This window comes from Sphingomonas sp. R647, from assembly GCF_020177055.1.
In the GTDB taxonomy this organism is placed as follows: Bacteria; Pseudomonadota; Alphaproteobacteria; order Sphingomonadales; family Sphingomonadaceae; genus Sphingomonas.
On the sequence record NZ_JAIQXT010000008.1, the window covers coordinates 46717 to 72906 of the forward strand.

27 protein-coding genes, 1 tRNA gene and 1 pseudogene are annotated in these 26190 nt (G+C 66.2%); 15 read left to right on the plus strand and 14 right to left on the minus strand.

Features of this window, described 5'->3' with window-relative positions:
- Positions 1 to 37 precede the first annotated feature (37 nt).
- Together K9B35_RS18205 and K9B35_RS18210 are read left to right on the plus strand one after the other, a co-directional pair.
- Positions 38 to 2104 carry a TonB-dependent receptor domain-containing protein gene (locus K9B35_RS18205; RefSeq protein WP_224923424.1) on the plus strand — a complete coding sequence of 689 codons (2067 nt, stop codon included), beginning with the start codon at positions 38 to 40 and terminating at the stop codon, positions 2102 to 2104.
- Positions 2104 to 3246 (plus strand): PepSY-associated TM helix domain-containing protein, encoded by a 1143-nt coding sequence (locus K9B35_RS18210; protein WP_224923425.1) that lies wholly within the window; start codon positions 2104 to 2106, stop codon positions 3244 to 3246. The genes K9B35_RS18205 and K9B35_RS18210 overlap by 1 nt, the downstream gene beginning before the upstream one ends.
- A 62-nt stretch (positions 3247 to 3308) precedes the next feature.
- Here K9B35_RS18210 and rplA read toward each other — a convergent pair whose 3' ends face one another.
- Both rplA and rplK read right to left on the minus strand, forming a co-directional pair.
- Positions 3309 to 4007, minus strand: coding sequence for a 50S ribosomal protein L1 (gene rplA, locus K9B35_RS18215; RefSeq protein WP_224923426.1), 699 nt, complete (start codon positions 4005 to 4007; stop codon positions 3309 to 3311).
- Between the two features lie 4 nt (positions 4008 to 4011).
- Positions 4012 to 4443: a 50S ribosomal protein L11 gene (rplK, locus tag K9B35_RS18220; protein WP_224923427.1), complete on the minus strand. Its 432-nt coding sequence runs from the start codon at positions 4441 to 4443 to the stop codon at positions 4012 to 4014.
- Positions 4444 to 4658: 215 nt separating this feature from the next.
- Between rplK and K9B35_RS18225 the strand changes: the two genes are divergently transcribed.
- The 5 genes from K9B35_RS18225 (at position 4659) to K9B35_RS18245 (ending at position 7246) form a co-directional block, all read left to right on the plus strand.
- Positions 4659 to 4735, plus strand: a tRNA-Trp gene (locus K9B35_RS18225).
- A 45-nt stretch (positions 4736 to 4780) separates the two neighbouring features.
- Entirely contained in the window at positions 4781 to 5359 is a 579-nt protein-coding gene (locus K9B35_RS18230; RefSeq protein ID WP_224923428.1) for a YqaA family protein, read from the plus strand.
- Positions 5356 to 5769, plus strand: a complete 414-nt coding sequence (locus tag K9B35_RS18235; RefSeq protein ID WP_224923429.1) for a ketosteroid isomerase-related protein — start codon at positions 5356 to 5358, stop codon at positions 5767 to 5769. The genes K9B35_RS18230 and K9B35_RS18235 overlap by 4 nt, the downstream gene beginning before the upstream one ends.
- Positions 5766 to 6353 (plus strand): GNAT family N-acetyltransferase, encoded by a 588-nt coding sequence (locus K9B35_RS18240; protein ID WP_224923430.1) that lies wholly within the window; start codon positions 5766 to 5768, stop codon positions 6351 to 6353. The genes K9B35_RS18235 and K9B35_RS18240 overlap by 4 nt, the downstream gene beginning before the upstream one ends.
- A complete protein-coding gene (locus tag K9B35_RS18245; RefSeq protein ID WP_224923431.1) occupies positions 6350 to 7246 on the plus strand; it encodes a carbon-nitrogen hydrolase family protein in 897 nt (298 codons plus the stop codon). Before K9B35_RS18240 ends, K9B35_RS18245 begins: the two co-directional genes overlap by 4 nt.
- 32 nt (positions 7247 to 7278) lie before the next feature.
- Here K9B35_RS18245 and K9B35_RS18250 read toward each other — a convergent pair whose 3' ends face one another.
- Positions 7279 to 8556, minus strand: coding sequence for a tetratricopeptide repeat protein (locus tag K9B35_RS18250; RefSeq protein ID WP_224923432.1), 1278 nt, complete (start codon positions 8554 to 8556; stop codon positions 7279 to 7281).
- Positions 8557 to 8797: 241 nt separating this feature from the next.
- Between K9B35_RS18250 and secE the strand changes: the two genes are divergently transcribed.
- Together secE and nusG are read left to right on the plus strand one after the other, a co-directional pair.
- Complete coding sequence (secE, locus tag K9B35_RS18255) at positions 8798 to 8995, plus strand: preprotein translocase subunit SecE (RefSeq protein WP_224923433.1); 198 nt, start codon at positions 8798 to 8800, stop codon at positions 8993 to 8995.
- 23 nt (positions 8996 to 9018) lie between these two features.
- Positions 9019 to 9558 (plus strand): transcription termination/antitermination protein NusG, encoded by a 540-nt coding sequence (gene nusG / locus K9B35_RS18260; RefSeq protein WP_224923434.1) that lies wholly within the window; start codon positions 9019 to 9021, stop codon positions 9556 to 9558.
- A 125-nt stretch (positions 9559 to 9683) separates the two neighbouring features.
- On the opposite strand, the gene K9B35_RS18265 is transcribed toward nusG, so the two are convergent.
- The 4 genes from K9B35_RS18265 to K9B35_RS18280 form a co-directional block, all read right to left on the minus strand.
- Positions 9684 to 10853 carry a DUF1624 domain-containing protein gene (locus K9B35_RS18265; RefSeq protein ID WP_224923435.1) on the minus strand — a complete coding sequence of 390 codons (1170 nt, stop codon included), beginning with the start codon at positions 10851 to 10853 and terminating at the stop codon, positions 9684 to 9686.
- A gap of 1 nt (position 10854) precedes the next feature.
- Positions 10855 to 12873 (minus strand): TonB-dependent siderophore receptor, encoded by a 2019-nt coding sequence (locus K9B35_RS18270; RefSeq protein WP_318245986.1) that lies wholly within the window; start codon positions 12871 to 12873, stop codon positions 10855 to 10857.
- Between the two features lie 167 nt (positions 12874 to 13040).
- Positions 13041 to 15359, minus strand: coding sequence for a putative bifunctional diguanylate cyclase/phosphodiesterase (locus tag K9B35_RS18275; RefSeq protein ID WP_224923517.1), 2319 nt, complete (start codon positions 15357 to 15359; stop codon positions 13041 to 13043).
- Between the two features lie 273 nt (positions 15360 to 15632).
- On the minus strand, positions 15633 to 17396 hold the full coding sequence (locus K9B35_RS18280) for a fatty acyl-AMP ligase (protein WP_224923436.1): 1764 nt from the start codon (positions 17394 to 17396) through the stop codon (positions 15633 to 15635).
- Positions 17397 to 17531: 135 nt separating this feature from the next.
- On the opposite strand from K9B35_RS18280, the gene K9B35_RS18285 reads away from it, so the two are divergent.
- From K9B35_RS18285 to K9B35_RS20225, 6 genes and pseudogenes are all read left to right on the plus strand, one after another.
- The gene (locus K9B35_RS18285) at positions 17532 to 18065 is read left to right on the plus strand and encodes a regulatory protein RecX (RefSeq protein WP_224923437.1); all 534 of its coding nucleotides are present in this window, start codon (positions 17532 to 17534) and stop codon (positions 18063 to 18065) included.
- Positions 18066 to 18130: 65 nt separating this feature from the next.
- Positions 18131 to 18721 carry a cold shock domain-containing protein gene (locus tag K9B35_RS18290; protein WP_224923438.1) on the plus strand — a complete coding sequence of 197 codons (591 nt, stop codon included), beginning with the start codon at positions 18131 to 18133 and terminating at the stop codon, positions 18719 to 18721.
- A gap of 10 nt (positions 18722 to 18731) precedes the next feature.
- A complete protein-coding gene (locus K9B35_RS18295; protein ID WP_224923439.1) occupies positions 18732 to 19187 on the plus strand; it encodes a DUF192 domain-containing protein in 456 nt (151 codons plus the stop codon).
- 31 nt (positions 19188 to 19218) lie between these two features.
- On the plus strand, positions 19219 to 19713 hold the full coding sequence (locus K9B35_RS18300) for a hypothetical protein (protein ID WP_224923440.1): 495 nt from the start codon (positions 19219 to 19221) through the stop codon (positions 19711 to 19713).
- Positions 19714 to 19797: 84 nt separating this feature from the next.
- Entirely contained in the window at positions 19798 to 20190 is a 393-nt protein-coding gene (locus tag K9B35_RS18305; protein WP_224923441.1) for an NADH:ubiquinone oxidoreductase subunit NDUFA12, read from the plus strand.
- Positions 20191 to 20444: 254 nt separating this feature from the next.
- Positions 20445 to 20618 (plus strand): annotated as a pseudogene (locus tag K9B35_RS20225) (DUF2155 domain-containing protein); the annotation flags it as partial.
- 35 nt (positions 20619 to 20653) lie between these two features.
- Here the strand turns inward: K9B35_RS20225 and aat are convergent.
- The 7 genes from aat to K9B35_RS18345 form a co-directional block, all read right to left on the minus strand.
- Positions 20654 to 21409 carry a leucyl/phenylalanyl-tRNA--protein transferase gene (aat, locus tag K9B35_RS18315; RefSeq protein WP_224923442.1) on the minus strand — a complete coding sequence of 252 codons (756 nt, stop codon included), beginning with the start codon at positions 21407 to 21409 and terminating at the stop codon, positions 20654 to 20656.
- Positions 21406 to 22143: a ParA family protein gene (locus tag K9B35_RS18320; protein ID WP_224923443.1), complete on the minus strand. Its 738-nt coding sequence runs from the start codon at positions 22141 to 22143 to the stop codon at positions 21406 to 21408. The genes aat and K9B35_RS18320 overlap by 4 nt, the downstream gene beginning before the upstream one ends.
- 133 nt (positions 22144 to 22276) lie before the next feature.
- A complete protein-coding gene (locus tag K9B35_RS18325; protein WP_412103487.1) occupies positions 22277 to 22660 on the minus strand; it encodes a hypothetical protein in 384 nt (127 codons plus the stop codon).
- 239 nt (positions 22661 to 22899) lie between these two features.
- Positions 22900 to 23046, minus strand: a complete 147-nt coding sequence (locus K9B35_RS18330) for a hypothetical protein (RefSeq protein ID WP_224923444.1) — start codon at positions 23044 to 23046, stop codon at positions 22900 to 22902.
- 58 nt (positions 23047 to 23104) lie between these two features.
- Entirely contained in the window at positions 23105 to 23242 is a 138-nt protein-coding gene (locus K9B35_RS18335) for a hypothetical protein (RefSeq protein ID WP_224923445.1), read from the minus strand.
- A 92-nt stretch (positions 23243 to 23334) separates the two neighbouring features.
- Positions 23335 to 25272 carry an asparagine synthetase B family protein gene (locus tag K9B35_RS18340; protein WP_224923446.1) on the minus strand — a complete coding sequence of 646 codons (1938 nt, stop codon included), beginning with the start codon at positions 25270 to 25272 and terminating at the stop codon, positions 23335 to 23337.
- A complete protein-coding gene (locus K9B35_RS18345; RefSeq protein WP_224923447.1) occupies positions 25269 to 26189 on the minus strand; it encodes a hypothetical protein in 921 nt (306 codons plus the stop codon). The genes K9B35_RS18340 and K9B35_RS18345 overlap by 4 nt, the downstream gene beginning before the upstream one ends.
- Position 26190 lies beyond the last annotated feature (1 nt).

Genomic DNA, 26190 nt, shown 5'->3' on the forward strand with positions numbered 1-26190 from the left:
CACCTAGGGCGCGCCCGAAAATGACCGGGGAACCTTGATGACGATGAAGACCGCCCATGCCGCGTTGATGCTCGGCGCCGCGATGCTTGCCACGCTTTCGACCGCCCATGCGCAGCAGGCGGCCGACACGACCGCAGAGGCCGAAAGCGAAACCGATGACGTCGTGGTGGTCGTCGGCGCGCTGACCAGCGTCGCACTCAATCGTCAGGATATTCAGGCGACCCAGGCCAACGACCTGAGTGACCTGTTTCGCAACGTTCCTTCGGTGGCGGTGGGCGGTTCGCTTGGGATCGCGCAGAAAATCTATGTCCGCGGGCTCGAGGATTCGCTGCTCAACGTGACGATCGACGGCGCGCCGCAGCGCGGGACGCTGTTCCACCATGTCGGCCGCGTCAGCATCGAGCCGGAACTGCTCAAGACAGTGCAGGTGCAGGCCGGTGCAGGGGAAGCGGATTCGGGCTTCGGCGCGATCGGCGGCGCGATCCGGTTCCGTACCGTGGACCCGGTCGACCTGTTGCGGGAAGGGCGCGACTATGGCGCCATCGCCAAGGCCGGCTGGTTCAGCAACGACGGCTACAAGCTGTCGGGCACGGTCTATGGGCGCCTGACCGGGGACATCGGCATCCTGGGGTCGTTCGTTCATGTCGATCGTGAAGATTTCCGCGATGGCGACGGGACCACGCGGCGCGGTACCGGGGCCAAGCAACAGCTCGGCTTCGTCAAGCTGGGTGGCGAACTGGGCGGCGGGCATCGGCTGACGCTCAGCTATGAGCAGCGTGAGGAAGAAGGCGAGTTTGGCCAGCGGCCCAACTGGCCCGTGCGCGTCGCCGACCGCTTGTTCCGGGTCGAGGGGACGCGCAAGACCGCCATCGCCAATTATGGCCTGGATACCGGTGCGGGGATCGACATCGAGGCGACGGGATATTGGACGCGCAGCGAATTCACCCAGGATCGCTATGACCGCTGGGGGCTGTACGGCGCCGATATCGAAAGCTGGGGCTTCGATGCCCGCGCGCGTATCCGCAAGGGTGGGCACGACGTGACGGTCGGGTTCGAGCACCGGTCGGACCGGGTTCTCAGCGAATATCTTGCGGCGCCGGCAGTGTGGCAGCCCTGGGCGTGGAACCCGGCCGTTGGCCAGTTCGTGGAAAAGGGTTCGCTGTCGGGCGTCTATCTGCAGGATCGCTGGCAAGTGATCGAACCGCTGCTGCTCAGCTTTGGCGCGCGCTATGACGCCTATGACCTCGACCAGGTCACCTATCGCAGCGGGATCGACAGCGATGGCGTCAGCGTCAACGCTGGCGCGACGCTGGAGGTGATGCCGGGCCTGTCGCTCAATGCCGGCTATGCCGAGGCGTTTCGCGGCAAGGAAATCGGTGACGCGTTCACGCTGGAGCAGCGGCCGGGCCGGATTTCGCTGGCCCCTGGCCTGCGCCCCGAACGCGTCGACAATATCGAGGGCGGCGTGAAGTACCAACGTGACGGCGTCACCGCATCCGCGGTCTATTACCGCACCAAGATTCGCGACGTGGTGCTCGACCAGCTGGGCTCTGGCCCGGCGCCGCAATCCTCGACCTATTACGAGAATGTCGGCACGTTCCGGGCGGAAGGATTCGAGCTGCGCGCCGGTTATCGCATCGGGCCGTTCTCGATCGATGGCTATTACAACCATTATGATTCGCGCCTCAACGACCGCCTGATCGAGGGGTATGAGCAGATTGCGCTCGGCAATTCGGTCGGCGACAATTGGGCAGTGAGCGCGGCATTCGATCCGTCATCCAGCCTCAGCCTGCGCGCGACTGTGACCCGCTACGAAGATCTGAATGATATCGAGGTGCTGTTCCGCGAACAGCAACTGGGGTTCATTCCCACCACCCAGTTCATCGACAAGCCCGGCTATACGGTGGTTGATCTGTTCGGCAGCTGGCGCCCGTTCGGTACCGACACCGTGGAGTTGCAGGCCGCAGTCTATAATCTGTTCGACAAGCAGTATCGCGCGCATGCCAGCGTCGGCGATTATAGCGGCATTCCGGGCTATGAGATCGTGCAGGGCCTGCCCGAACCGGGCCGCAACATCCGTCTCGGCGTCTCGTTCCGCTACTGATGGAGGCGGGGGCGCCTCGATCGCGGCGCTGGCGCCCGTTCGCGCGGGCATGGCATCGCTGGTTCGGCATTCTGGGCGGCTTGTGGCTGTTGCTGCTCGCGGTGACCGGATCGGCGATCACCTTTTACGACGAGCTGGACAGCTGGCTGAACCCCGACCTGCGCAGCATCCCGGTCGCTGCCGAGCGTTATGCGCCAGTCGATCGGGCCGTGGCGCGGGCGCAGGCGGCGCTGCCGGGATTTGCGCCGAACAACGTCCTGATGCCGTCGCATCCGCGCGGCACGATCTGGATGCTGGGGCGCGCCCCGATCGGTGAGGGGCGGCCGCGTGCGGTGCAGATCTTCGCCGACCCGCGTGACGGACGCACGCTCGGGTGGCGCGAAAGCGGCAAGCTGGCGCTCGACCGGCGGCACATCATGGACATCCTCTACGGCCTGCACGTCGATCTGCTGGCGGGTGAGTGGATGACATGGTTCTTCGGACTGGTCTCGCTGGCCTGGCTGATCGATCACCTGATTGCGTTGTGGCTGGCGGTGCCGGTGCTGGCCAAATGGCGCAGCGCCTTTGCCGTTGCCGGGCGGCCGGGCAGCCTGAGGCGATTGTTCGACTGGCATCGCGCGCCGGGCATGTGGGGCTGGCCGGTCACGTTCGTGCTGGCATTGACCGGGGTGACGCTGGCGTGGCCGGGGGACAGCCGTGTCGTGGTGTCGATCGCCTCTCCGGTCAGCGAACGGCTGCATGAGCATTGGCCCGATGTGGCCCCGCCGGAGCGGCCGATCGGCCTGGATCGCGCGATCGCGGCGGTGACTAAAGACCGTGCCCATGTTCACAGCTTGCGGCTGCTGCCCGATCATGCCGCTTATGCCGTGCGGACCTTCGATCCCCGCGACCCCGATTATCAGGGGCGGTTATGGACCTATGTCGCGATGACCGACGCGCGTATTCTTGGCCAGCGGCATGACAATGGGAACAGCGCAGGCGACGTCTTCTTCGCCTGGCAATATCCGCTTCATTCCGGACAGGCGCTGGGCGAGCCGGGGCGGTGGATCGTGTTCTTATCCGGTTTCCTGACGTCGGCGCTGGTCATTACCGGCTGGATGCTGTGGCTGCGGCGACGGCGCAGTCATCGAACGCCGGGCTGAGCGCAACAAAAAACCCCGGGGTCGCCCCCGGGGTTCTTCGTGTTTCGCATGGGTTGCGAAGATCAGAGCGCCGAAACCTCGGCGACGTCGACCTTCACGCCCGGGCCCATCGAGGACGAGACTGCGACCTTGCGCAGATACTTGCCCTTGGCGCCCGACGGCTTGGCCCGGATCACCGCTTCGACCAGTGCGTCGAAGTTCGAGCGCAGGTCGGCGGCCGAGAACGACGCCTTGCCGATGCCCGAATGGATGATACCGGCCTTTTCGACGCGATATTCGACCTGGCCGCCCTTGGCAGCCTTGACCGCTTCGGCGACGTTCATGGTGACGGTGCCGAGCTTCGGGTTCGGCATCAGGCCCTTGGGACCCAGCACCTTGCCGAGGCGGCCGACCAGACCCATCATGTCCGGGGTCGCGATGCAGCGATCGAACTCGATCTTGCCGCCCTGAACGATCTCGAGCAGGTCTTCGGCGCCGACGACGTCCGCACCCGCTTCACGGGCCTCGTCCGCCTTCGCGCCCTTGGCGAACACGCCAACGCGAACGGTCTTGCCGGTGCCGGCGGGGAGGGTGACGACGCCACGGACCATCTGGTCGGCGTGACGCGGATCGACGCCCAGGTTCAGCGCGACTTCGATGGTCTCGTCGAACTTCGAGGTCGCGTTCTTCTGTGCCAGTGCGATGGCTTCATCGACGCCGTACAGCTTTTCGCGGTCGACGGTGCCAGCCAGGGCCTTCTGCTTCTTGGTCTGCTTAGCCATGGGTTCAGCCCTCCACCACTTCGAGGCCCATCGCGCGGGCGGAGCCTTCGATGATGCGCGTTGCGGCATCGAGATCGTTGGCGTTGAGATCCTTCATCTTCGCGGTCGCGATATCGGCGAGCTGCGCGCGCGTGATCTTGCCTGCGGTCACCTTGCCCGGCTCCTTCGAGCCCGACTTGAGGCCGACGGCCTTCTTGATGAGGTAGGTTGCCGGCGGCTGCTTCGTTTCGAAGCTGAAGCTGCGGTCAGCGTAAACGGTGATGACGGTGGGGAGGGGCGTGCCCTTTTCCATCTCGCCGGTCGCCGCGTTGAACGCCTTGCAGAACTCCATGATGTTGACGCCGCGCTGACCCAGCGCCGGGCCGATCGGCGGCGAGGGGTTGGCGGAGCCCGCAGGCACCTGGAGCTTGATATAGCCCGTAATTTTCTTTGCCATTGCTCTCACTCTGTCGCTGGACGGGGACAAGCCCGCGTCCGGTTCAAGTTTAGCGGTCCAAGCGCCCCGGACTTGCGATCCGGTGCTCCCGCAATTCCAACGGTATCCGGTGGAAGCGCGCGCCCTTAACCGCACGGGGGCGCAAAGGCAAGCGATGAAGCGTGAATGAGCCTCTTGCGGCGCTGCGGAACCGTCGTTAAAGCGCGGCACCGCACAGGGGTGTAGCTCAGCTGGTTAGAGCGTCGGTCTCCAAAACCGAAGGCCCTCGGTTCGAATCCGAGCTCCCCTGCCACTTTCCCGGGCGCGCCCCGGTTCCCTTGCAGAGGTATCGCCCCGCATGTTCCGCGCGCTCTATGACTGGACGCTGAAGCTCGCCGCGCACCGTCACTCCGACCGCTATCTGGCCGCGGTGTCGTTTGCCGAATCGAGCTTTTTTCCGATTCCGCCTGATGTGATGCTGATCCCGATGATGCTGGCACAGCGCCAGCGCGCCTATTGGATCGCGACCATTTGTACCGTCGCATCGGTGCTGGGCGGCATTGCCGGTTATGCGATCGGATATTTCCTGTTCGACACGATCGGCCAGTGGGTGATCGACCTGTATCATCTGGGCGGCAAGGTCGAGACGGTGCGCGCGCTGTATGACGAATGGGGCGCGGTGGTCACGCTGACCGCGGGGATCACGCCGCTGCCATTCAAGCTGATCACGATCGCCAATGGCTTTTTCAGCTATAATTTCCCGCTGTTCGTGATCCTCGCGATCATCGGGCGCGGCTTCCGCTTCTACCTGCTCGCCTTCCTCGTCCATCGCTGGGGCGAGCCGGTACAGGCGTTTATCGAGGAGCGGCTGACGCTGCTCGGCTGGCTGGCGATGGTGCTGCTGATCGGCGGCTTTGGTGTGATTACCCTGATTTGAGCGGGCGCGAGGACACCGCAGCGCTGATCGAGCGCTATTACGCGGCGTTCAATGCCGGCGACAGTGACGCCATGCTCGCCTGCCTGACCGAGGATGTCGCGCACGACATCAATCAGGGTGGGCGGCAGAGCGGGAAGGCGGCGTTCCGCGATTTTCTGGGGCATATGGACCGCTGTTACCGCGAGCGGCTGGCCGATATCGTGGTGATGACGGCGCCGGACGGGACGCGCGCGGCGGCGGAGTTTGTCGTGCACGGTGAATATCTGGCGAGCGACGCGGCGCTGCCACCGGCGACCGGGCAGACCTATGTCCTGCCTGCGGGTGCGTTTTTCGAGATTCGCGACGGCGCAATCGCCCGCGTGTCGGTCCATTACAACCTCGCCGACTGGATCGCTCAGGTCGGGGGATGAGCATCAGCGTCCGCACGCTCGACCCCGGCGCGGTGCAGGACCGCATCGCCGATCTGGCGCGGTTGCGGATCGCGGTGTTTCGCGAGTGGCCGTATCTCTATGACGGCGATGCCGGGTATGAGAGCGGGTATCTCGCCAGCTTTGCCGCCGCGCCGCATGCGGTGCTGGTCGCGGCGTTCGATGGCGCGGACATTATCGGCATGGCGACGGCCTCGCCGCTGGCGGCGCAGGGCGCTGCAGTGCTGGAGCCGGTGGCGACGCACGGGTTCGATGTTCCCACGACCTTTTACTTCGGCGAATCGGTGCTGTTGCCGCAGTGGCGCGGGCGCGGGATCGGTCATGCGTTTTTCGACCAGCGCGAGGCAGGCGCGCGGCGGGCGGGGGCGACTCACGCCACCTTCTGTTCGGTGATCCGGCCTGACGATCATCCGATGCGACCGGCGGAGGCGCGCAGCCATGCGGCGTTCTGGACCGCGCGCGGCTATCGCGAAGTGCCGGGACTTGTCTGCACGATGCACTGGTCGGACATTGGCGCGGTGGGCGAGACGCCCCACCCGCTGCAATTCTGGAGTCGCGCGCTATGACCGCCTTCACTCTCGCCACCTCCGCCTATCCGGTTGAGCAGCTGATCGCGTGGGATGATTATGCCGCGAAGATCGCGCGCTGGGTGGCGGAGGCGGCGGACGGCGGGGCGAAACTTGCGGTGTTCCCCGAATATGCCGGGATGGAGCTGACCGCGCAGGATGCGGCGAGTGTCGCGGATCTGCACGGGTCGATCGCGGCGATGGGGGCGCTGGTTGAGCGGGTCGATGCGCTGCACGTCGAGCTTTCGGTGCGGCATGGCATCCATATCTGCGCGGGCAGCCTGCCGGTGCGTGAGGCGGACGGGGTGTTCCGCAACCATGCCCGGCTGTTTGCGCCGAGCGGGAAGAGCGGCACGCAGCGCAAGATCGTGATGACGCGGTTCGAGCGCGAGATCTGGAATATCGGCGCGGGATCGCCGCTGCATGTGTTCGACACCGATCTGGGGCGGATCGGGATTGCGATCTGTTACGATGTCGAATTCCCGTTGCTGGTCCGCGCGCAGGTGGAGGCGGGGGCGACCCTGATCCTCGCGCCATCGGCGACCGACACGCTGCACGGCTATCATCGCGTGCGGGTGGGGGCGCAGGCGCGGGCGCTGGAGAACCAATGCTATGTCGTGCAGTCTTCCGTGGTGGGGGATGCCGAATGGACCCCATCGCTCGGCACCAGCCATGGCGCGGCGGGGATTTACGGCCCGCCGGACCTGGGCTTTCCCGCCGACGGCGTGGTGGCGCGGGGCGCGGTCGATGCGCCGGGATGGGTGTTCGGAGAGATTGACCCCGAGAAGGTCGCGCGGGTGCGGCGTAAGGGGTCGGTGTTCAATTATCGGCATTGGGACGAGCAGGGGGCGACGGTGACGCTGCCGGTGGTGGAGGTTGTGGATTTGCGGTGAGGGGCAGTTCGCCGAGCGGCGACCACCATCGGTCAAGGCCGTTGGGTTCGATCTGCCAATTGCCAGGAGACCCTGACCCGCGCGCGGAACAGTTCCGCAAAGTTCCGCGCTTCACCCTGCGCTTCCACTGAGTAATCCCGATGGGTCGCAATCCGCGCATGGGCGCCGTCGGTGGCCTCACGGAACAGCGCCCGCGCTTGCGCGGGATTGCGGTCCCAGACCTCTGAAGTCAGTCCCAGCCACCAGGCGCCCCAGATCCGCTCCTGATCTTCCGTTCCCAACCGCAGCGAACGGATACGATAGGCTTCGATCAGCAAGGCGCGCGCCTCATCCCGGCTGCCCTTGACCCCCTGATTATACGCCAATGCCTCCGCCGCCTTCGCAACCAGCGTGCCGTCGGCACCCTGCACGCGCCGGGCAAGCGCATAGGCACGCCGAAAATAGCGCTCACCGTCTATGTTCTGCCGATTGAGCATGAGGCCGATATTACCAAGGATCGGGATCAGGCCGGGATGTTCTCCGAACCGTTCAAGGATCGTCAGTGCCTTCAGATAATCGTCGCCTGCCTCCCGATAGCGCCGCTGATTCCGTCTGATTTCGGCGAGCGCGTTGTAAGTGCGCGCGAGTTCTGGATCGTTTGGCGACAATCGTGCGAGGTTTTTCCGCAACGCATCGTGAAGATAGGGCTCCGCCAGCGCAAATTTGCCCTGAGCCATCAGGCTTTGTGCGAGATTGGTCATCGTCGTGGCAATCGCCCGGTCATTCGGCCGGGTCCGTTGCTGCTCCATTTCCAATGCAGTGCGATGCAACGCCTCTGCTTCGGCATGGCGGCCCCGGAATCCCAGATTGGAGGCCAGGTTGGCGTAGTGAAGCGCCTCAAGGTCGGGGTTGCGCGGTTTCAGCGCGCGCAGAATGTCCCCTGCGCGACGATGATAGGCCTCTGCCGCGGCCGGATCGCCGCGATCCTCCAGCGCCATGGCGATGAAGTTCAATGCCTCGAACCTATGGGCGCTCGCGCCTATGCCGTTGCGTTCGAGGATCGATAGCGCATGGCGAGCAGCGCGCTCACTATCCTGTGGCAAGCCGATGCGTTTGCCAAGATCGGCCTGATCCAGCACCAGGTCGATGCACCGCCGCCCGCTTGGATCGGCCTGCGCGCAGGCATCGATCGCACGACGCAGCAACGCGCCAGCCTGCTGCAAATCGCCCGCCTTCATTGCAGCGCGTGCAGCAGCACGCGAGCGCTCGAAATCGGCATCGCCGGGCGATGCAGCGCCGATCAGCAAAAGCAACGAGACCGCCAGAGACATGCCCCGACTCTAACTTTGGTTCGACCATGCGTCGTCAGACATTCACGGTCCCTCCGCCATCCAATGGGCGATGCGCTGCAGGGTTGCGCTTCTCGCTCCCCAAGCCCCTTGCCCCCCTTTGCCCAAGTCGCTAGATAGCGTCCCCAATCCGACAGCGTGATGGGTTTCGCCGGGTTCCTTGAGTGAGGAGCCGGGCGGAGAAACCTGTCCCGAAGCCGGGCATTTTATTCGTGAGGCAAAAGTGGCGAAGACGAATCCGCTGGAATTCATGCGCCAGGTGCAGGCCGAGACCAAGAAGGTCGTGTGGCCGACCCGCAAGGAAACGATCATGACCGCGGTCATGGTGCTGATCATGGCGACGCTGCTCGGCCTCTTCTTCTTTGGCGTCGACCGTCTGTTCGGCGCGATCGTGAACTTCCTTCTCGGCCTTGCGGGCTGAGCGGCCAGATAACGGGAAAATCCATGGCGGCGCGCTGGTACATCATTCACGCCTATTCGGGCTTTGAGAACAAGGTTCGGGACCAGATCCTGGCCGATGCGACGCGGCTTGGCCTCGATGCGCTGGTCGAATCGGTCGAGGTTCCGGTCGAGACGGTGACCGAAGTGCGCCGCGGCAAGAAGGTGCAGTCGGAGCGGAAGTTCTTCCCCGGCTACGTCCTCGCCAAGCTGGCGATGAACGACGACGTCTATCACCTGGTCAAGAACACGCCGAAGGTGACGGGTTTCCTGGGCAGCAGCGGCAAGCCGCAGCCGATCAGCGAAGCCGAAGCCGCGCGCATCCTGAACACCAAGGAAGAAGCCGCCGCCGCGCCCAAGCAGCAGATCAAGGTCGATTACGAGATCGGCGATTCGGTCAAGGTGCTGGACGGCCCGTTCGCGAGCTTCAACGGCGTGGTCGAGGAACTGGATTTCGACAAGTCGAAGGTCAAGGTTTCGGTTTCGATCTTTGGGCGTGCGACGCCGGTCGAGCTAGACTTCGATCAGGTGGAGCGGTCGAAGTAAGGCTTCGATACGGTTTTGGGTTACGGGAAAGCCGGGGTGACAGCCCCGGCTTTTTTGTTGAGTAGCAGCGGGTTTTTTCGGGGTGTCGCGCCATTTGCGCGACGCCGCCGGCGACCTGAATTGCGCTACAGGTAACGCATCCACCAGCGCCCGCTCCGCCGTTTGATCGCGCCGAACCAGCGGCAGGCGAACCAGCACGGGACCGCAGCAGCGAGCGCAACCAGCCAGATCGCGCCGACATTGGGGACGCTGACGAGAACGCCCTCGCGATGCTGGATGACCATGCCGAGCGCGATGTTGAGCAGGTGGAGCCCGTAGAGGTGGAGGATGTAGAAGAAGAGCGGGACCGATCCGAACACCGTCAGCCAGCCGAGCAGCCGCGACGACATGCGGTCGAAGGCGGCCATCACCAGCGCGCCGGTCCCGAGCGTCAGCAGCGCAAAATCGGCCGATGGCGGATATTTGGTGAGGTTGAGAAAGCTCATGATCGTGCGCAGCGGCACTTCGCCGATGACCCATGGCGAGGGGTCGCCGTAGAGGTTGATCGTGCGCAGGACGGCGAACGCTGCGAGCATCGCGACGCCAATCCCGACTAGCCGAGCCTGGCGCGTCGGGGCCGGGACTTCGGCGCGGAACCACGGGCCGATGCCATAGCCAAGCATGATGATGCCGATCCATGGCAGCAGCGGGTAGGAGGTCCGCAGATCGCCGCCCCATGGCAGGTCGATCAGCGTGCGGTCGTGCAGGATCGCCCACGGGATAAAATACCAGTCGCCGGGCGCTGCCGTAATCGGATCGAGCAGATTGTGCCCCAGCACGATCGCCGCGCCGAGCAGGATCAGCCAGCGGTGCGACAGATGGAGGAGCGCGGCCAAGGCGATCATCGACAGGCCGATGACCCAGATGACCTGAAGGTAGATCCGCGCTGGCGTGAAATCGAAGTTCCAGGCGAAGCCGACGACGGTGACTTCGAGAAGGATCAAAAACAGGCCGCGCTTCAGCAGAAAGCTGGATGCGGCGGCCTTGCCCCCCTTCGCCTCGCCGTAGAGGTAAGCGCTGAGCCCGGTCAGTGCGACGAAGATGGGGGCGCACAGATGCGCGGTCAGGCGGGTGAAGAACAACGCTGGCTCAGTCGTTGCGAGGTTCATCGGGTCGCTGACCTGCGCGTGGTAATAGAAGAATTCGCGCGCGTGATCGACGAGCATCAGCAGGATGACCAATCCGCGCAGCGCATCGATCGCAACGATGCGTGCGCGCGACGGATGCAACTGCGTCCCTGACGTTGCTGTGGTCATGTCAGATATCGACCCGAAGCGTGGCGCGGACGGTGCGCGGCGCGCCGGGATAGATCCACAAGGTGCTGTACGAGCTGGCGGCGTAGCGAGTGTCGAACAGGTTGTCCGCTTCCAAGCGCAGGCGCAGTTGGCGTGTCACCGGGGCCTCGATCGCGGCCTTGAACTTGGTGTAGGCCGGAAGGCGCGTGCCGCTGGCGTCGAGCCCAGCCGCACGATCGCCGACATAGGCTGCGCCTCCGCTGACCTGCCAGTCGCCCATGGTGCTGGGGATGCGGTGCACGATAAACAGCGTGGCGGCATGCTCGGGCACGTTGAGCACGGCGGGCGTGGCAAAGGCGGAGTCGTCGGCGCGGGCATGGGTCCAGGCATAGTTGAAGACGCCCTGCCAGCGTCGGCCCAGGCGGACCGATGTGTCGAGTTCAATGCCATGGCTGCGCAGATTGCCGACCGGGGCGAGGAAATTGGGATCGACGGGGTCGGTGGTCAGAATCCCCTTCTTGTCGATATCGAACCAGGTGACCGCGACGTCGATGCCGGGCCAGGCGGCGGTAACGCCGACTTCATAGCCCTCGCCGCGTTCCGGTGCGAAGCCGACCCCGCTGCGATCCGTGCCGGAATTGAGGACGAAGTTCTGGCCCCAATTGGCGTGGACCGCGACGACATCGTCAACGCGATAGCGCGCGCCCATCCGCAGGTTCACCGGCTGATCGACGGCGCGACCGGTCAACCCGGTGTTGTTGTTGACGATGCGCTGGCGATAGGGGTCCAGCCGGGCGCCGCCGATCAGCGTCAGCCGATCGGTCACGTCCCACATGTCCTGGATGTAGAGCGTGCCCGACCAGCGGCTTTCGTCATTGTTGGTGAACGGCAGCAGCGGTGCGGCGACCGCGCCATAGACGGGTTGGAACAGGTCGATCGCATAGGGCGCGGCGGCGCTGGGATTGCGGCGCATCCAGCGCTCGCCATAGTCCAGCACATATCCCTTGGCGCCGATGCTGACGCGATGCGATCCAAGGTTGCCGACTAGCTCCAGACGTGCGGAGAGGTCTTCGACGGTGAAATCGCGCGACCGCCGCTGCCGCCACAGGTCGGTGCCGACGATCCGCGACTGATCCGCCGATAATCCCCGAAGCGACCCCGTGCGCCAGACGACGCCGCCTGACAGCGCCCAGTTGCCACCCAATTGCGCTTCGGCCGTCAGCTGGTGGCGTTCGTTGCGGAACAGCGTGTCGCCATTGGAGGGTTCGCCAAAGTAGCGAGAGCGCGGAAGTGCATTCGCGTCGCCGTTGATGGCCGGGATGCCGCGATCGAACGGCGTATCGAACCGGGTAAACTCACCGACATAGGTGAAGCGAAGCGCATCGCTGGGCCGCCAGGTCAGCGACGGCGAGATCACACTGCGCGTCAGCGACACGGTGTCGCGCCATCCGTCGCTGGTTTCGCTGGCGACCACGAGTCTGGCCGCGAGGGTCGATGAAAGCGGGCCAGTGGTGTCCAGCTCGAAACGGCGCGTGCCGAAAGACCCGATCATCGCGGAGGCGTGGGCGCCCCAGGTAAAGCGCGGCACCTTGGTCACGATGTTCACGCGGCCACCCGGATCAACATCGCCGAACAGTGCGCCGGCCGGTCCCTTCAGCACTTCGATCCGCTCGACCGTGGCGGGATCGCGGGGCGGGGCCATGCCGCGATTGGCAAGGAATCCATCGACATAGAATTCGGCCCCGCCATCGGGTGTCCCCAGGAAGCCGCGGATGGCGAAATTGTCCAGCACGCCGCCGCGATTATTCTGCTGGCTGAAGCCACTGACGAGTTCGAGTGCGTCGCTGAGCCGGTAGGTGCCTGCGGCGCGCAGAAGGTCCTGTTCGATCGAGCGGCTCGACTGCGACATGCGCTCAGTCGCGATGTCGGACGACAGCGTCCGATCGACTGCGGTGCGCGTGCCGATAACGACGATGTCGCTCGAACCGTCGGTCGCTTCGGCAGGGTCGGTATCGGCGGTTCCGCCGACCGTCGGCGACATGAGGAGGGCAATCGGCAGCGACAGGGAAGAGAGCATCGTGATCCTGCAAGATGTGTGGTGATACAACATCTCATAGAATGGACGCGCTGCGATGCAACACGGAAATGTTACGTGGTCAGGATGGCGTGTCCGCTATGGTCTCTGGAGACTGCGCGGGGTGGCGGAGGTCAGGCGACGCGGGCGGCGTCGTGCTGGCTGTCGCGGGTGGCGAGGGTGCGCGCTTCGACCACGGGCAGGGGGCGGCCGAAGTAATAGCCCTGGACCTTGGTGCAGCCGAGCGCCTGGATCAGGCGGTGTTCGTCTTCGGTCTCGACGCCCTCGGCGGTAGTGGCCATGCCGAGGCTCTGGGCGAGCGCGACGACAGCGCGGATGATCGCGATCGCCTCTTTCTGGCCCTTGGATGCGCCCTGCACGAAGCTGCGGTCGATCTTGATGGAGCTGAAGCGGGTGCGGGACAGGTAGCCGAGCGAGGAATAGCCGGTGCCGAAATCGTCGAGGCTGAGGCGGACGCCCATGTCGAGGATCGCCTCGAGCGTCTGCACCGCGGCGGTGCCTTCGCGCATGAATACGCTTTCGGTGACTTCGAGTTCGAGGCGGCTAGGGGGGAGGCCGCTTTCCTTGAGCGCGCTTCTGACGAACGAGGCGAAGCCGGCATTGTGGAGCTGTTCGGGGCTGACATTGACCGCGACGCGGATCGGGTCGTCCCACTTCGCCGCCTCGACACACGCGGCGCGCAGCACCCATTCGCCGATCGCGCCGATCAGGCGGGCGTCTTCGGCGAGCGGCACGAACTTGACCGGGGAGATCGGGCCGAGCTCCGGGTGGGTCCAGCGCAGCAGTGCTTCAAACCCCATCAGCGCGCCGGTGCCGGCCTGAACCACCGGCTGGTAGAGCAGGTGGAGCTGGTCGTTCTCGATCGCGCCGCGCAAGGCGATTTCGAGGACGCGGCGCTCCTCGGCCTCGACATGGAGCTGGGGTTCATAGGCGTGGAAATGGCCGCCGCCGGCGTCCTTGGAGCGGTAGAGCGCGAGGTCGGCGGAGCGGATCAGCATCTCGGCCGTGCGCCCGTCGCGTGGGCCGACCGCGAGGCCGACGCTGGCGCCGATGTAGAGGGTGTGGTTGTCGACGTCGTACGGGGCGGAGAGGACGTCGATGATCGTGCGGGCGAGCCGCTCGACTGCGGCGCTGTCATTGGCGTCGCGGACCACGACCGCGAACTCGTCGCCACCGAGCCGCCCGATCATCTCGTTCGGCGTCATCAGCTGCTTGAGGCGTTCGGACACGCGCATCAGCAACCGGTCGCCGACCGGGTGGCCGAGCGTGTCGTTGACCGCCTTGAACCGGTCGAGGTCGATCATCATGAAGGCGCAGCGCGCATTCCACTTGTCGGCCTCGGCCATTGCCGTCGCGAGTGCTTCGTTGATCAGCAGGCGGTTGGGCAGGCCGGTGAGCGTGTCGTAGCGCGCCATGCGGCTGATCTGGTTGGCGGATTCGCGCGCTTCGGTGACGTCGGAGCCGACGCCGCGGAAACCGACGAACGCGCCCTGTTCGTTGAGGCGCGGCGAGCCGGTGAGTTCCCACCAGCGCTCCTCGCCATCGACGATGACGGGGAGGAGGATGTCGCGGAAGGGTTCGCGCGTCTTGAGCGAGTCGGCGAGGTCGCGCAGCCCTTGCGAGAAATTGCCGCTTTCCCAAGCCGAGCCGGCGAGCACCTGAAGGAAGGGCATGCCGTTGATCGCCTTGGGATCGACGCCGAGCGAGACGGCGAAGCGCGGGTTGGCGCGGAAGACGCGGCGCTGGGCGTCGGTCTCCCACAGCCAGTCGGCGCTCTTGTCCTCAAACTCGCGCAGCAACAGGCTGACGGTTTCGTCGCGTTCGGCGAGCGCGATCTCGCCTGCGCGGATGACGACCAGCGCCTTGCCGCGCGCGAAACAGGCGATGACGAGGAGGAGGGTGAACAGCAACGCCGCCGCGCCGAGCGCGGGCGACTGGGTGAGCGCGAGCGCGGCTGCATTGGCGCTACCGAGTACGACGAGGAAGCTGATCGTGGCGAGCGGGAGCGCGGCCATCGCGACCGAGGAGGCGACCATCAGGATCGACAGCACGATCCACAGGCCATTTGCCGCCTGCGCATCGGCGGAGGCGCCGAACAACAGGGGGGCGATCGACCACACTGCGCCGAGCGCGATGCCGTCGAGCATCGTGTCGCGCACGTCGCGCAGGGTTGCAGTGCGCTCGGTCCGGTGGCGCACGGCGAGACGGCGGAAGGCGACCGCGACGCCGACTGCGGCGACGAGCGCGCCCCAGCTTGCGAGTTTCCAGATCGGGACGAGGCTGGCGAAGTTGAGGACGATCAGCGTTGCGCCAAGGACGTTGGCGGCGAGCATGAACAAGGCGAGCTGGCTGCCCGCATTCATCTGGGCCGCACGGATCGGCCCCCAATCGGTCGTATCCGCCGGGTCATAGAGCCCGAGCAGCGCGCGCATGTCGATACGCGGCCGCGCGAACTGGGAGGTGGTCTGGCTCGTCACGCGCGGAGGTTACGCGAGAGGAGGTTAGCGATCGGTTAGAGACGGCGGGGGCGGGGGAAATAAATCAGGCGGGTCGAGGGAGCGGCTAACGTTCCCCTGTCGTCACCCCCGCGAAAGCGGGGGCCCATCTCGTGTCGGATCGGCGCATTGCACCGGTGCGGTGTGTGGACAGTCCGGGAGATGGGCCCCGGGTCAAGCCCGGGGTGACGAAATGGCAGGCGTCTGCCCTTACGCCGCGATGCTGTAGGGCTTGATCTCGCCGTTGAGATACTGGTTGCGGGCCTTGGCGCGGCTGAGCTTGCCCGAGCTGGTGCGGGGCAGCGTGCGCGGCGGGATCAGTTCGATGACGCAGTTCATGCCGGTGACCGCGCGGACGCGCTCACGGATTTCCTCGCGCAGCTTTTGCCGCTCGCTGTCGTCGCTGGTGCGGCACTGGACGAGCACGGCGGGGGTTTCCTCGCCGCCCGGCGTGGTGATCGCGAAGGCCGCAACGTCGCCTTGCTTGAAGGCGGGGAGCTGTTCCACCGCCCATTCGATGTCCTGCGGCCAGTGGTTGCGACCGTTGACGATGATCATGTCCTTCGCCCGGCCGACGATGTAGATATAGCCGTCGGACATATAGCCCATGTCGCCGGTATCCAGCCAACCGTCCTTCATGCAGGCGTCGGTCGATTCAGGATCGCGGAAATAGCCGACCATCACGCTCGGGCCACGGCACCACACCTTGCCGATCGCGCGGTCGGGCAGCGGGGTGCCGTCCTCTTCGCGGATCTGGATTTCCATGTCCTTGACCGCCTTGCCGCAGTTGACGATCGCGCGGAAGCGCTGGGGGCGGTCACCGCCATTGACGCCGCCGGACAGCTGGGTTTCCTCGACCAGCTCGACCAGGATGCCCTCACCGGGGGGCATGATCGAGACGGCCAGCGTCGCTTCGGCAAGGCCGTAGCTGGGCAGGAAGGCGCTGGCCTGGAAGCCGGCATCGGCGAACGCGTCGACGAAGCTCTGCATCACGTCGGGACGGATCATGTCGGCGCCATTGCCCGCTACGCGCCAGCGCGACAGGTCGAACCGCTCCGACGCCTTGGTCTGGCTGGACATGCGGCGCGCGCAGATGTCGTAGCCGAAGGTCGGCGAATAGGAGAGGGTCGTGCCCTGATTCCGGCTGATGAGGTCGAGCCATGCGAGCGGGCGCCGGGCGAAATCCTCGGTCTTGAGGTAGTCGGTCGAGACCTGATTGGCGACGACCGAGAGGAAGCAGCCGACCAGCCCCATGTCGTGATACCAGGGCAGCCACGATACGCAGCGGTCGCTGTCCTGCAGCAGCATCCCATGGCTGTGCGCCGACAGATTGTTGAGCAGCGCATGGTGGGTGATCGCTACGCCATGCGGGAAGCGGGTCGAGCCGCTGCTATACTGAAGATAGGCGATGTCGTTGGTGTCGGCCTTGGGCAGTTCCGCCTCGGGGGCTTCGCGGGTGGCGAAGCTTTCCCAGTCGATGCCTTCGACACCCTTGAGGCGCGCGGCTTCACCGGCCATCGCCGAGAGTTCGACGGGGTAGAACAGCATCGACGGGTCGCAGCTTTCGAGCTGGACCGAGAGCTGGTCGATATAATGCTGGCTGCCGCCGAAGCTGGTCGGCAGCGGCAGCGGCACGGGCCAGGCGCCGGCATAGATCACGCCGAAGAACAGCGAGGCGAAATCGGTGCCGGTTTCGGCGATCAGCGCGATCCGGTCCTGCGGCTTCACGCCTGCGGCGATCAGGCGGCGCGCCTGCGCCAGCGCGTCTTCACGCATCTCGCTGTAGCGATAGGCGCGGGTCAGCGTGCCGCGTGCATCGTGGAAATTCAGTCCGCGTCCGCCCTGCGCGGCATAATCCAGCGCATCGCCCAGCGTCGCGAAATCCGCGAGTCGGCGGGGAAGCGTGCAATCGGTGGGGGTGGGTGCCAGTGCCACGCCCGTGGTTTCGACCTGATCCTTGACGTCCAAAGCCATATCCTAAAATCCGTGCCCCCTGACGTGTCAGGCCACCCGCCCGTCATCGACGATAGGCCCCACACCAGAAATGCAGGCGGCTCTGCTACGCACTGTCGTTCAAATTCGGTTGTCAGTGTGGCACAAACAAGGCGCATGCGCCCCACACGCCGCCCTGTCCCGCCTTTGGACCGCTCCGCGCTGGATCGGCTGGCGCTGCGTTATGTCGAGCGGTTTGCCACGACGCGGGGGAAACTGGCCGCCTATCTGACCCGCAAGATCCGCGAACGCGGGTTTGACGGGACCCCGCCGGACCCGGCCGAGATCGCCGAACGCTTCGCCGAACTCGGCTATGTCAACGACCGGCTCTATGCCGAGAGCAAGGCCGCGGCGATGGCGCGCCGGGGGCTGGGTGCGCGCCGGGTGGGGGAGGCGTTGCGCTATGCCGGGGTGGAGGCAGATGATGTCGAGGCGATCGCGCCGCAGGTCGATGCGCGGGTTGGGCAGAGCGCGATCGATTTTGCCCGGCGCAAACGAATCGGCCCCTTTGCCGCCGAGCCCGCCGATCGCGATCGCATGGCCAAACAGGTGGCGGCAATGGTGCGCGCGGGGCACTCCCCGGGGATCGCGTGGCAGATTGCGCGGATGAAACCGGGGGATGACCCGGATTTTCTGCTCGACGACCGATAATCACAAAGGATTCGCGCCTTCCGGAAATGCTGTGTTAACATCTGCGGTCAGGGGGAAATAGTGTAATGCGAGCCGACCTGCAGCGTGTGTCGAGCCTGGAGGGGGAGCTGGATGAACCGGCCTCGGTTCCCGTGCTCGTCCCAGAGACCGCAGACGAGAGCCACTGGGGCACCGTCAAATGGTTCGACGTGACCCGCGGGTTTGGGTTCATCGTCGCCGATGATGCCGATGCGGGCGATATCCTGATCCACTTTTCGGTCCTGCAGCCGCATGGTCGCCGCAGCCTGCCCGAAGGGGCGCGGGTCGAATGTTCCGTGGTGCAGCGTGACCGGGGACTTCAGGCAAAGGATATCCTGTCGATCGACCTGACCGATGCGGTCGAGCCGATGCGGCTGCGGCCCGGCGCGGGCGACCGGATCGACCGGATCAAGCTGATCGAGGAGGCCGGACCGTTCGAACCGGTGATCGTCAAATGGTTCAATCGCCTCAAGGGCTATGGCTTTCTGGTGCGTGACGCCGATTCGGCCGATATATTCGTGCATATGGAAACCCTGCGCCGTGCGGAGATTTATGACGTCGAACCCGATCAGCCGTTGCGTGCGCGCATCGTCGAAGGTGAAAAAGGCCCGCTTGCGGTCGTCGTGGAGCCGGCCTGACCGCGCAGTGATGCTGGCGCTGGGCGCGGCGCTGCTGCTGCCCGGCTGTTCCGGACAAGATAGCGATGCGGCGGCGCAGGCGGAGGCCAAGCAGGCGACGGTGACGATCGAATCCGGCGCGAATCGGCATGTGTTCAAGGTCGATGTGGCGCGCACGCCGGAGGAGCAGAAGAAGGGATTGATGTTCAGCACCGGTATCCCGGCTGAGGGCGGGATGCTGTTCGCGCCCTATCCGCCCGAGGGCGGCCCCCCGCGCGAGGCGAGTTTCTGGATGAAGGATACGCCGAGCCCGCTCGACATCATCTTCATCCGCGCGGACGGGACGATCGCGACGATCGCCGAGAATACGTTGCCGTTTACGGAGGAGCCGGTGCGCTCGGGCGAGCCCGTGGCGGCGGTGCTGGAGCTCAATGGCGGGCGCGCGGCGGAGCTGGGGATATCGCCGGGGGACAAGGTGCGCTGGTAAAGATGCCGCCAGCCTTGCGACGGTTTTCATGATGCGAGCAGCGACGAGCGGATTTTTCGACCATATCGACCGCAAGCATTTGGCTATCGGAGCTGGGATCATCTTCGCTCCCTTGGCGGTGCTGGTGATCCTTGGTGTCGCTTTTCTTGAGCCCCAACCCATATCGCCGGAGACGGTGATGGGGTGCTACACGGCAAAGGGTGCGCCGCCCCTCGTTATCGAACGGGACGGGATCCGCATCGTTGAGCCGGGAGCACGCACGTTTCAATATTTGGCCGAGCCAGACAAGACTGGGTACCGGCTGGCGGTGACACCGGCGCTGGGTCTGGAGCCAAGCGCCGCCGGGGAATATGCTTTCGTTCGGCAGAATGGCGTCGGGTATTTTTGGACGCTGCTCCCCGAGCTTGGCAGCAGCTACCGGAAACTGCGCACCCCGGAAGACTATGGCGGACGGTTCGAGATCGTGGCGCGAGATGGCGTTACCGTGATTTATGCCCGTTCGGACACGGTCGAAAAATGCCGCTAAGGCGCTGTCGGTCCTGACGGACATTGCCGCAGAGCGCTTTATCCCCCGTTGCCCAGCCGCGCGGGGCGGCGTAAAGCGCAGGCCATGGGTATCTTCGCGAACATCTTCACCTGGTGGAACGGATCCACCTTTGGCACCTGGGTCGGGCTGCGCGGCAAGGAGCAGGTCGGCGAGGACGCGCTCGGCAACCTGTATTATCAGGGCGGGGCGGACATGCATGGCCGAACGCGCCGCTGGGTGATGTACAAGGGGTCGAATGATTCGAGCCGCGTGCCGCCCGAATGGTTCAGCTGGCTGCACCATCAGATCGACGATGTACCCGACCGCGCGCTGCCGCCGGTGCGGGTGTGGGAACAGCCTGCGCTGCCCAATCTGACCGGTAGTGCGCTTGCCTATCGCCCGCCCGGTGCGATGGAAAAGGGCGGGCACCGGGTCGGTGCGACCGGCGATTACGAAGCCTGGACACCCGGCGCCTGATGCGCCGCGCCCGGACTGCCGCGCTGTTGCTGGCGCCGATCGCGCTTGCGGCGTGCGGGGGCAAACCGGCGCAGAACAAGGCCGACGCCGTCGATACGGTCGAGGTTCAGCCCAAGGCTGCTGGCGCGGCGGCCGGGGCGGAGGTTGTCGCGGTTGATGCCGGGCCGACCGCTTCGATCACGGGCGTGACCCCGATGGGCGAGCGGGTCGCGGTGCTGGGCCTGCTCAACAAGCGCAACGGCGCGGCGCGTGAGATGACGCTGAAGCCGGGGCAGGCGATGCGCGCGGGGGATGTTATTGTCCGGCTGCGCGCGTGCGAGAAGACTGCGCCGTGGGAGACCGATCAGCTGACCGGGGCGTTCGCGCAGGTCGATATTCGCGGCACCGACGGCAAGTTCACCCGCGCTTTTTCAGGCTGGCTGTACAAGGAGCGCCCGGCGTTCAATGTCGTGCAGCACCCGATCTATGACGTGTGGGTCAAAAGCTGTGCGATGACCTTCCCCGATACCGGAGGCGAGGTGGTGGGCGGTGGCGCTGCGGATGCGGCCAGGCGGTCGAGCGCGCCGAAATCGGCGGACACCGAGGCAGCGCCCCCGGCTCCGGCGGCAAGCCCTGCAGCACCTTCGCCGAGCGAAGCCGACAGCAACGACAGGTAACGGTCGCGCGGGATCTCCACGGCGCCCAACGAGGCGAGGTGGTCGGTCATGAACTGGCAGTCGAGCAGGGTGAAGCCACCGACGCGCAACCGCGCGACCAGTGCGGCGATCGCGACCTTTGACGCGTCGCGCGCGCGGCTGACCATGCTTTCGCCGAAGAAGGCGCGGCCTAGCGCGAGGCCGTAGAGGCCGCCGACGAGGCGGTCGCCGTCCCAGCATTCGATCGAGTGAGCAAAGCCGCGCCGGTGGAGCGCGACGAACACCCGCTCGATCGCCGGGTTGATCCAGGTATCGGGCCGGTCGGGCGCGCTTTCGGCACACAGCGCGATCATGCGTTCGAACGCGGTGTCGGCGGTGAGCCGGAAGCGGTCGCTGGCAAGCGTCTTGCGCAGCGAGCGGGAGAGGTGGAAGCCGTCGAGCGGGAGGACAGCGCGCTGGCGTGGCTCGACCCAGAAGACGCTGGGGTCGTCGCGATGCTCCGACATCGGGAATACGCCCATCGCATAGGCGCGCAGCACCAGATCGGGGTCGAGATCGCTGGCGCGGGCGGTGTGCCGCGTCATTGCTTCTCTTTGCGCGGTTTGGCGAGGCGCTTCTCGATCGCCTGCCACAGCGTATCGACGGCGCGCGCGCCGGGGCTGCGCGGGGCAAAGGCGCCGAGCGGAGCGCGGCGCACCGCCATCGATTCGATCATGCTGGCCATCGGGATCACCGGCCAGTCGGGATTGCGCTCCAGCGCCTCGGCATGGAGGCGGCGACGGCGGTCGACCATCGAATGGACCGGCATCAGTGGCACCTTGGCCTTGCCGCCGAGGTGCCGTTCGACCTCGTCCAGCGCGCGTTCGGACAGTGGGGAGGGGATGACGGGTACGATGATCAGGTCGGCGGCGCGCATCACCTGCTCGCTGGTTTCGGTGAGGCCCGGCGGGCAGTCGAGGATCACGCGGTCATAGGCGCCGCCGAGCTGGGCGAGCAATTTCGCCAGCCGCTTCTTCTTGTCGAGCTCGTGGAACAGCAGGTCGAGGCCGCGGAGCGAGGCGTCGGCCCCCAATAGGTCGAGGCGGTCGATGGCGGTCGGCTGAATGAGCTTGGCCGGTTCGACATCCTTGCTGAACACTGATTGCGCCACCGCCTTGCCGCCAGCGCCGCCGAGCAGGAAGGTTGATGCAGCCTGTGGGTCGAGATCCCAGAGCAAGGTGCGGCGGGCCGAGCGGGTGGCGGCGCACCAAGCAAGGTTGACCGCCAGCGAGGTTTTGCCGACGCCGCCCTTCAGGCTGTAGACCGCAATCGTTGCCACGCCGTCTGCTCCTCTCCGGCCCCCGGGGACAGCGTGACGCAGCGGCGGGGGGAGCGCAACGGGCCGGGTCGGCTGCGGGCAAAAAAAGAGCCGGTGTCGACCGGCTCTTTTGTTGGATTGGTGGTCGGAACGATCAGCCCTTGCAGCTGAGCGTGCCCTTGCCCGGAACTTCGACCGTCGCTGCGGTCGGGGTGCCGGTCAGCTTCCAGCCGCCGTCGGCGGTGAAGGGCTGGCCAGCTTCCGGCGCGGTCAGGCGGGTCTTGGGGCCGCCCTTTTCGGTGGCGACGGTGACCAGCTTGTCGCGGTCGAAGAACTCGACGAACACGAGCGCATTGCCGGGCTGGCAGCGCATCGAGACGGTCGCCTTGATCGCCGGCGGCAGTTCGACCGGAGCGGCGTTCGCGAGTTGCGATTCCATCGGGTCGGGTGCGCGCTCGCTGAGCACTTCTGGTTCTTGGTTACAGGCGGAGAGCGCGAGCAGCGCGACCGCGGCGGCGGGGAGGAGACGCATGTTCATAGCGGCACTTTCCTTTGCGTACGCAGCATCAGGGGTCAAGATATAACGGATAACAGACGCTCAACGCATATTGCGTCGCATCGTTACAATATCATGTTTCATCCGCATCCGGGCTTATACCCAGTGCGAATTTGAACGCTGCCTACTCGCCGTTCGCAAAATCGCGCCGACCCGGGTGCCGGGCGGCGCGATTGCGAAGACAAAGGCGGCGGCGCGCTACTCCGCGCGACCGCCAGAAATCAGGACAGGAAGCCGGCGTCGGTCACACCCGGGCCGCCGGCCTGGGTCAGTTCCTCGACCGCATATTCGGTGCAGGTCGGATCAGCCCATGCGGTGCGGGCGTCATGGGTTTTGACCTCGCGCGGTGCGGTTACATGGTCAGACATTGGGATTCTCCAGTCCTGTGTAATTCAGTGGCTCTAATGCCGTCTGACGGCAGCAATATTACGATCCGGTGTTCCCATCGCCCGCACCGCCATTGAAGGCAGCAGTCAGCGTTTCGACGGCATATTCGGTGCAGACGGGATCGGCCCAGACGAGTGGAGCGGTCGGCGCATCGGGTTTGGCGGTGGCTTCGGACATTACAGAACTCCAGTCGTTGCGTTATTCAGTCCCTACACGAACACCCATTATGGTCAACGACCGCGCGGCGACATGAAGGCGTACCGCGCGGTTCAGTCGTTGCGGCGTTGCGCCTTGCGGATGAAGTGCGCGACCGAGGTGCCGCGCAAAAGCTTGATCCGCTGGTCATAACGCTGGGCGTCGGTGACCCGGCCGGTGCCGGTATCGGCGGCGGCAAGCGCGCGCAGGGCCGGCACGGCGAGCATGGTTTCGGCGGTGGGACTGGCGCGGTCGAGCTCGGCGGTGAGCGTGCCGCGCGCCTGTTCGAGCCGGGTCGGCCAGTCGGCACCCTGTAGCCCCTTGCCCGCCTGGCTGCGGATTTCGGGCGGGATCCGGTCGGCGAAGGCGCGGTGATAGATCCACCGCGTCTGGCCATCGCGCAGCAGCAGATGCGGCGGAATGGCGAGGGTGAGGTCGATCACGCGGCGGTCGCCGGTGGGATCGCGCTGATCGACGCCGAAGCGGGCGAGCTGACCCTTGGCGGTCAGGCCCATCACGTCGGTGTGGCGCAGGATGCTGACGGCGAGGGCGCGCGGGCTGCGCGGGCTGGGCAAATGCAGGCCGTGGCCGAGCTGTTCCAGATGCGCGCGATAGTCGGGGTTTTCGACCAGCGCGGGGTTGAGCGCGGCATAGGCGAGCAGGTCGCGCGGGGGGCTCTTGCCGCGGAACCGGCGGCGGAGCGCATCGAGCAGGTGCGGGGGGAGCAGTGCGCCGATCGCGGAGGAGGCGACGCGCTGCGCCGTCCACCCGCGCCGGTGGAGCGCGATGCCCTCACGGATCAGGGTGGGCCAGGCGCCGGTGGTGGCGAGGAGGGGCAGCCGTTCGACCCCCTGCTGGCTGATCGTGGCGTTGCCCATGATGCCGACCAGCATCACGCGTTCGCGCCGCTGCTGCATCTGGCGGCAGATTTCGGTCATCCAGACCTGGTTGCACAGGTTGAAGGGGGGGTATTCGGCGGCGTGGAACTGGGTGTCCATGTCGTCGCCGATCTGGCGGTCGGCGGCGTCGACGCGGACGTGATCGATATTGGCGTGACGCGCGGCGAGCAGGGCGGCGAGCGGGCCTTCGTCGAGCGTGCGGTCGCCCCAATGATCGAGGCGTGCGCCGGCGAGCGGGATATGGGTGTAGGCGGAGAGGCGCTGGTTGCGCTGGGCGAGTTGGAGCGCGGCGGCGGCGGTGACGGCGCTGCTGTCCATCCCGCCGCTGAGATGGCTGCCGACCGGATCGTCGCTGCGCAGGCAGGCGGCGACGGCGGTGTCGAAGGTCGCGCGCAGGGCTTGGACGAAATCGTCGTCGCTGCGCAGGCCGGGGTCGCGGGGGGTGTCCCAGTCGTACCAGCCGACGGCTTCGATCCGGCCGTCGGCGTGGACGGTGACGCGCTGGCCCGGTTCGACGCGGTTGATATCGGCGAAGAAGCTGCGCGGGCCGCGGCGGGGGGCGAGCGCGATACAGTCCATCAGCGTGAACGGATCGGGCGCGACCGGAATGTCGGGGAGGGCGTGGAGCCCCTTTGCCATGGTCGCGAATGCGAACCGGTCGTTGCTCGTGTGGTAGAAGAGCGGGCGGTTGCCGAGGATATCGCGGACCAGATGCAAACGGCGATGCTCAGCGTCCCACAGTGCAAAGGCGAAGTCGCCGATCAGCCGGTCGGGGGTGTCTGTGTCCCAGCGCTCCCATGCTGCCAGCAACAGGTCGGCGTCGGCGAGGGTGGGCAGCCGCTCGATCAGGCCGAGTGCTTCGCCAAGCTCGGCGCGGTTGTCGAGACGCAGGTCGGCGACGAGGTGGAAGCGGTCGCGCGCGGCGAGCGGCTGGCGGTCGAAGCGGTCCTCCGGCAACAGCCGGGCGATGCCGATGCCGAGTGCGATCGCGCCATCGTCCCACGTGCCCGCTCGGTCATTGCCATAGGGCAGTAGCGCGCGGCGCATGCGGGCAACGTCCTGCGCGGCATCGGTTCGCCCGTCGCGGTTCCAGATGCCGCAGATCGCGGTCATCCCTCGCCGCCCAGGCTGAGGACGAGGTCGATCAGCGCATCGAACTGGTCGAAGTCCATTGGGCGGGCGACGCGATAGACCGGTACCTGCGCGGCGATGGCGGCGGCGTGTTGCAGCATCGCGCCACCGCGCCCGGCGGCGCTGGCGACCTCCCCATAATGGGTCAGGCGGGAGAGCACGGCGGTTGCTTCGCCTCGGGTGAAGCGGCGCGCTTCGGGTGCGGTCAGCTCAGGCGTCGGGGCGAGCACGAGCAGCAGGTCGAGCGGTTGCGGAGCATCGAGGAAGCTGGTGCCGAGGTCGATGTGGAACTTGTCGAAGCCATCCTTGACCCGCGCGTCGTCGTCGGTCGGCACCGCGAGCTGTTCGGCACTGGCCGCCCAGAGCTTGGCGGAGGGATAGGCGGGGTAGGCGAGGCGGGAGGCGGGGTCGATCAGCAGCTGATCGTCGCTGAGCAGCCGGGCACCGCGCTGGACCAGCGCGTGAACCATGGTCGATTTGCCGGCCCCGCTATTGCCGGCGATGCCGATGGTGCGCCCGTCGAGCGACACGGCACCGGCATGAAGCGGTGGGCGGCCGCGCTGATGCGCCAGCATCGTAAAGGCCGGGCCGAACAGGAAGGTGTGGACTTCCGCTGCGCTGAGGTGGTCGTCGTCCGCGACAATGATCGCGCGCCCGTCGCGGATGCGCAGCCGTGAGCCGCCCGGCGGGTGGAGGTCGATCAGGTCGGGGCCATGGATCGTGAACGGGCCGACCGTCCGGGTCGGAGCGGCGGGCGGATCGAATGCGCCGAAGGTGATCTCGATCGGGTCCGGTCGCTCAGGACCGACATCGGGGGCCAGATAGGGCAGCGGGCGCGGGGAGCGGACACTCCATCCGCCGACGTGGTAGCGGTGCATCGTCATGCGGCGCCGTGCCACG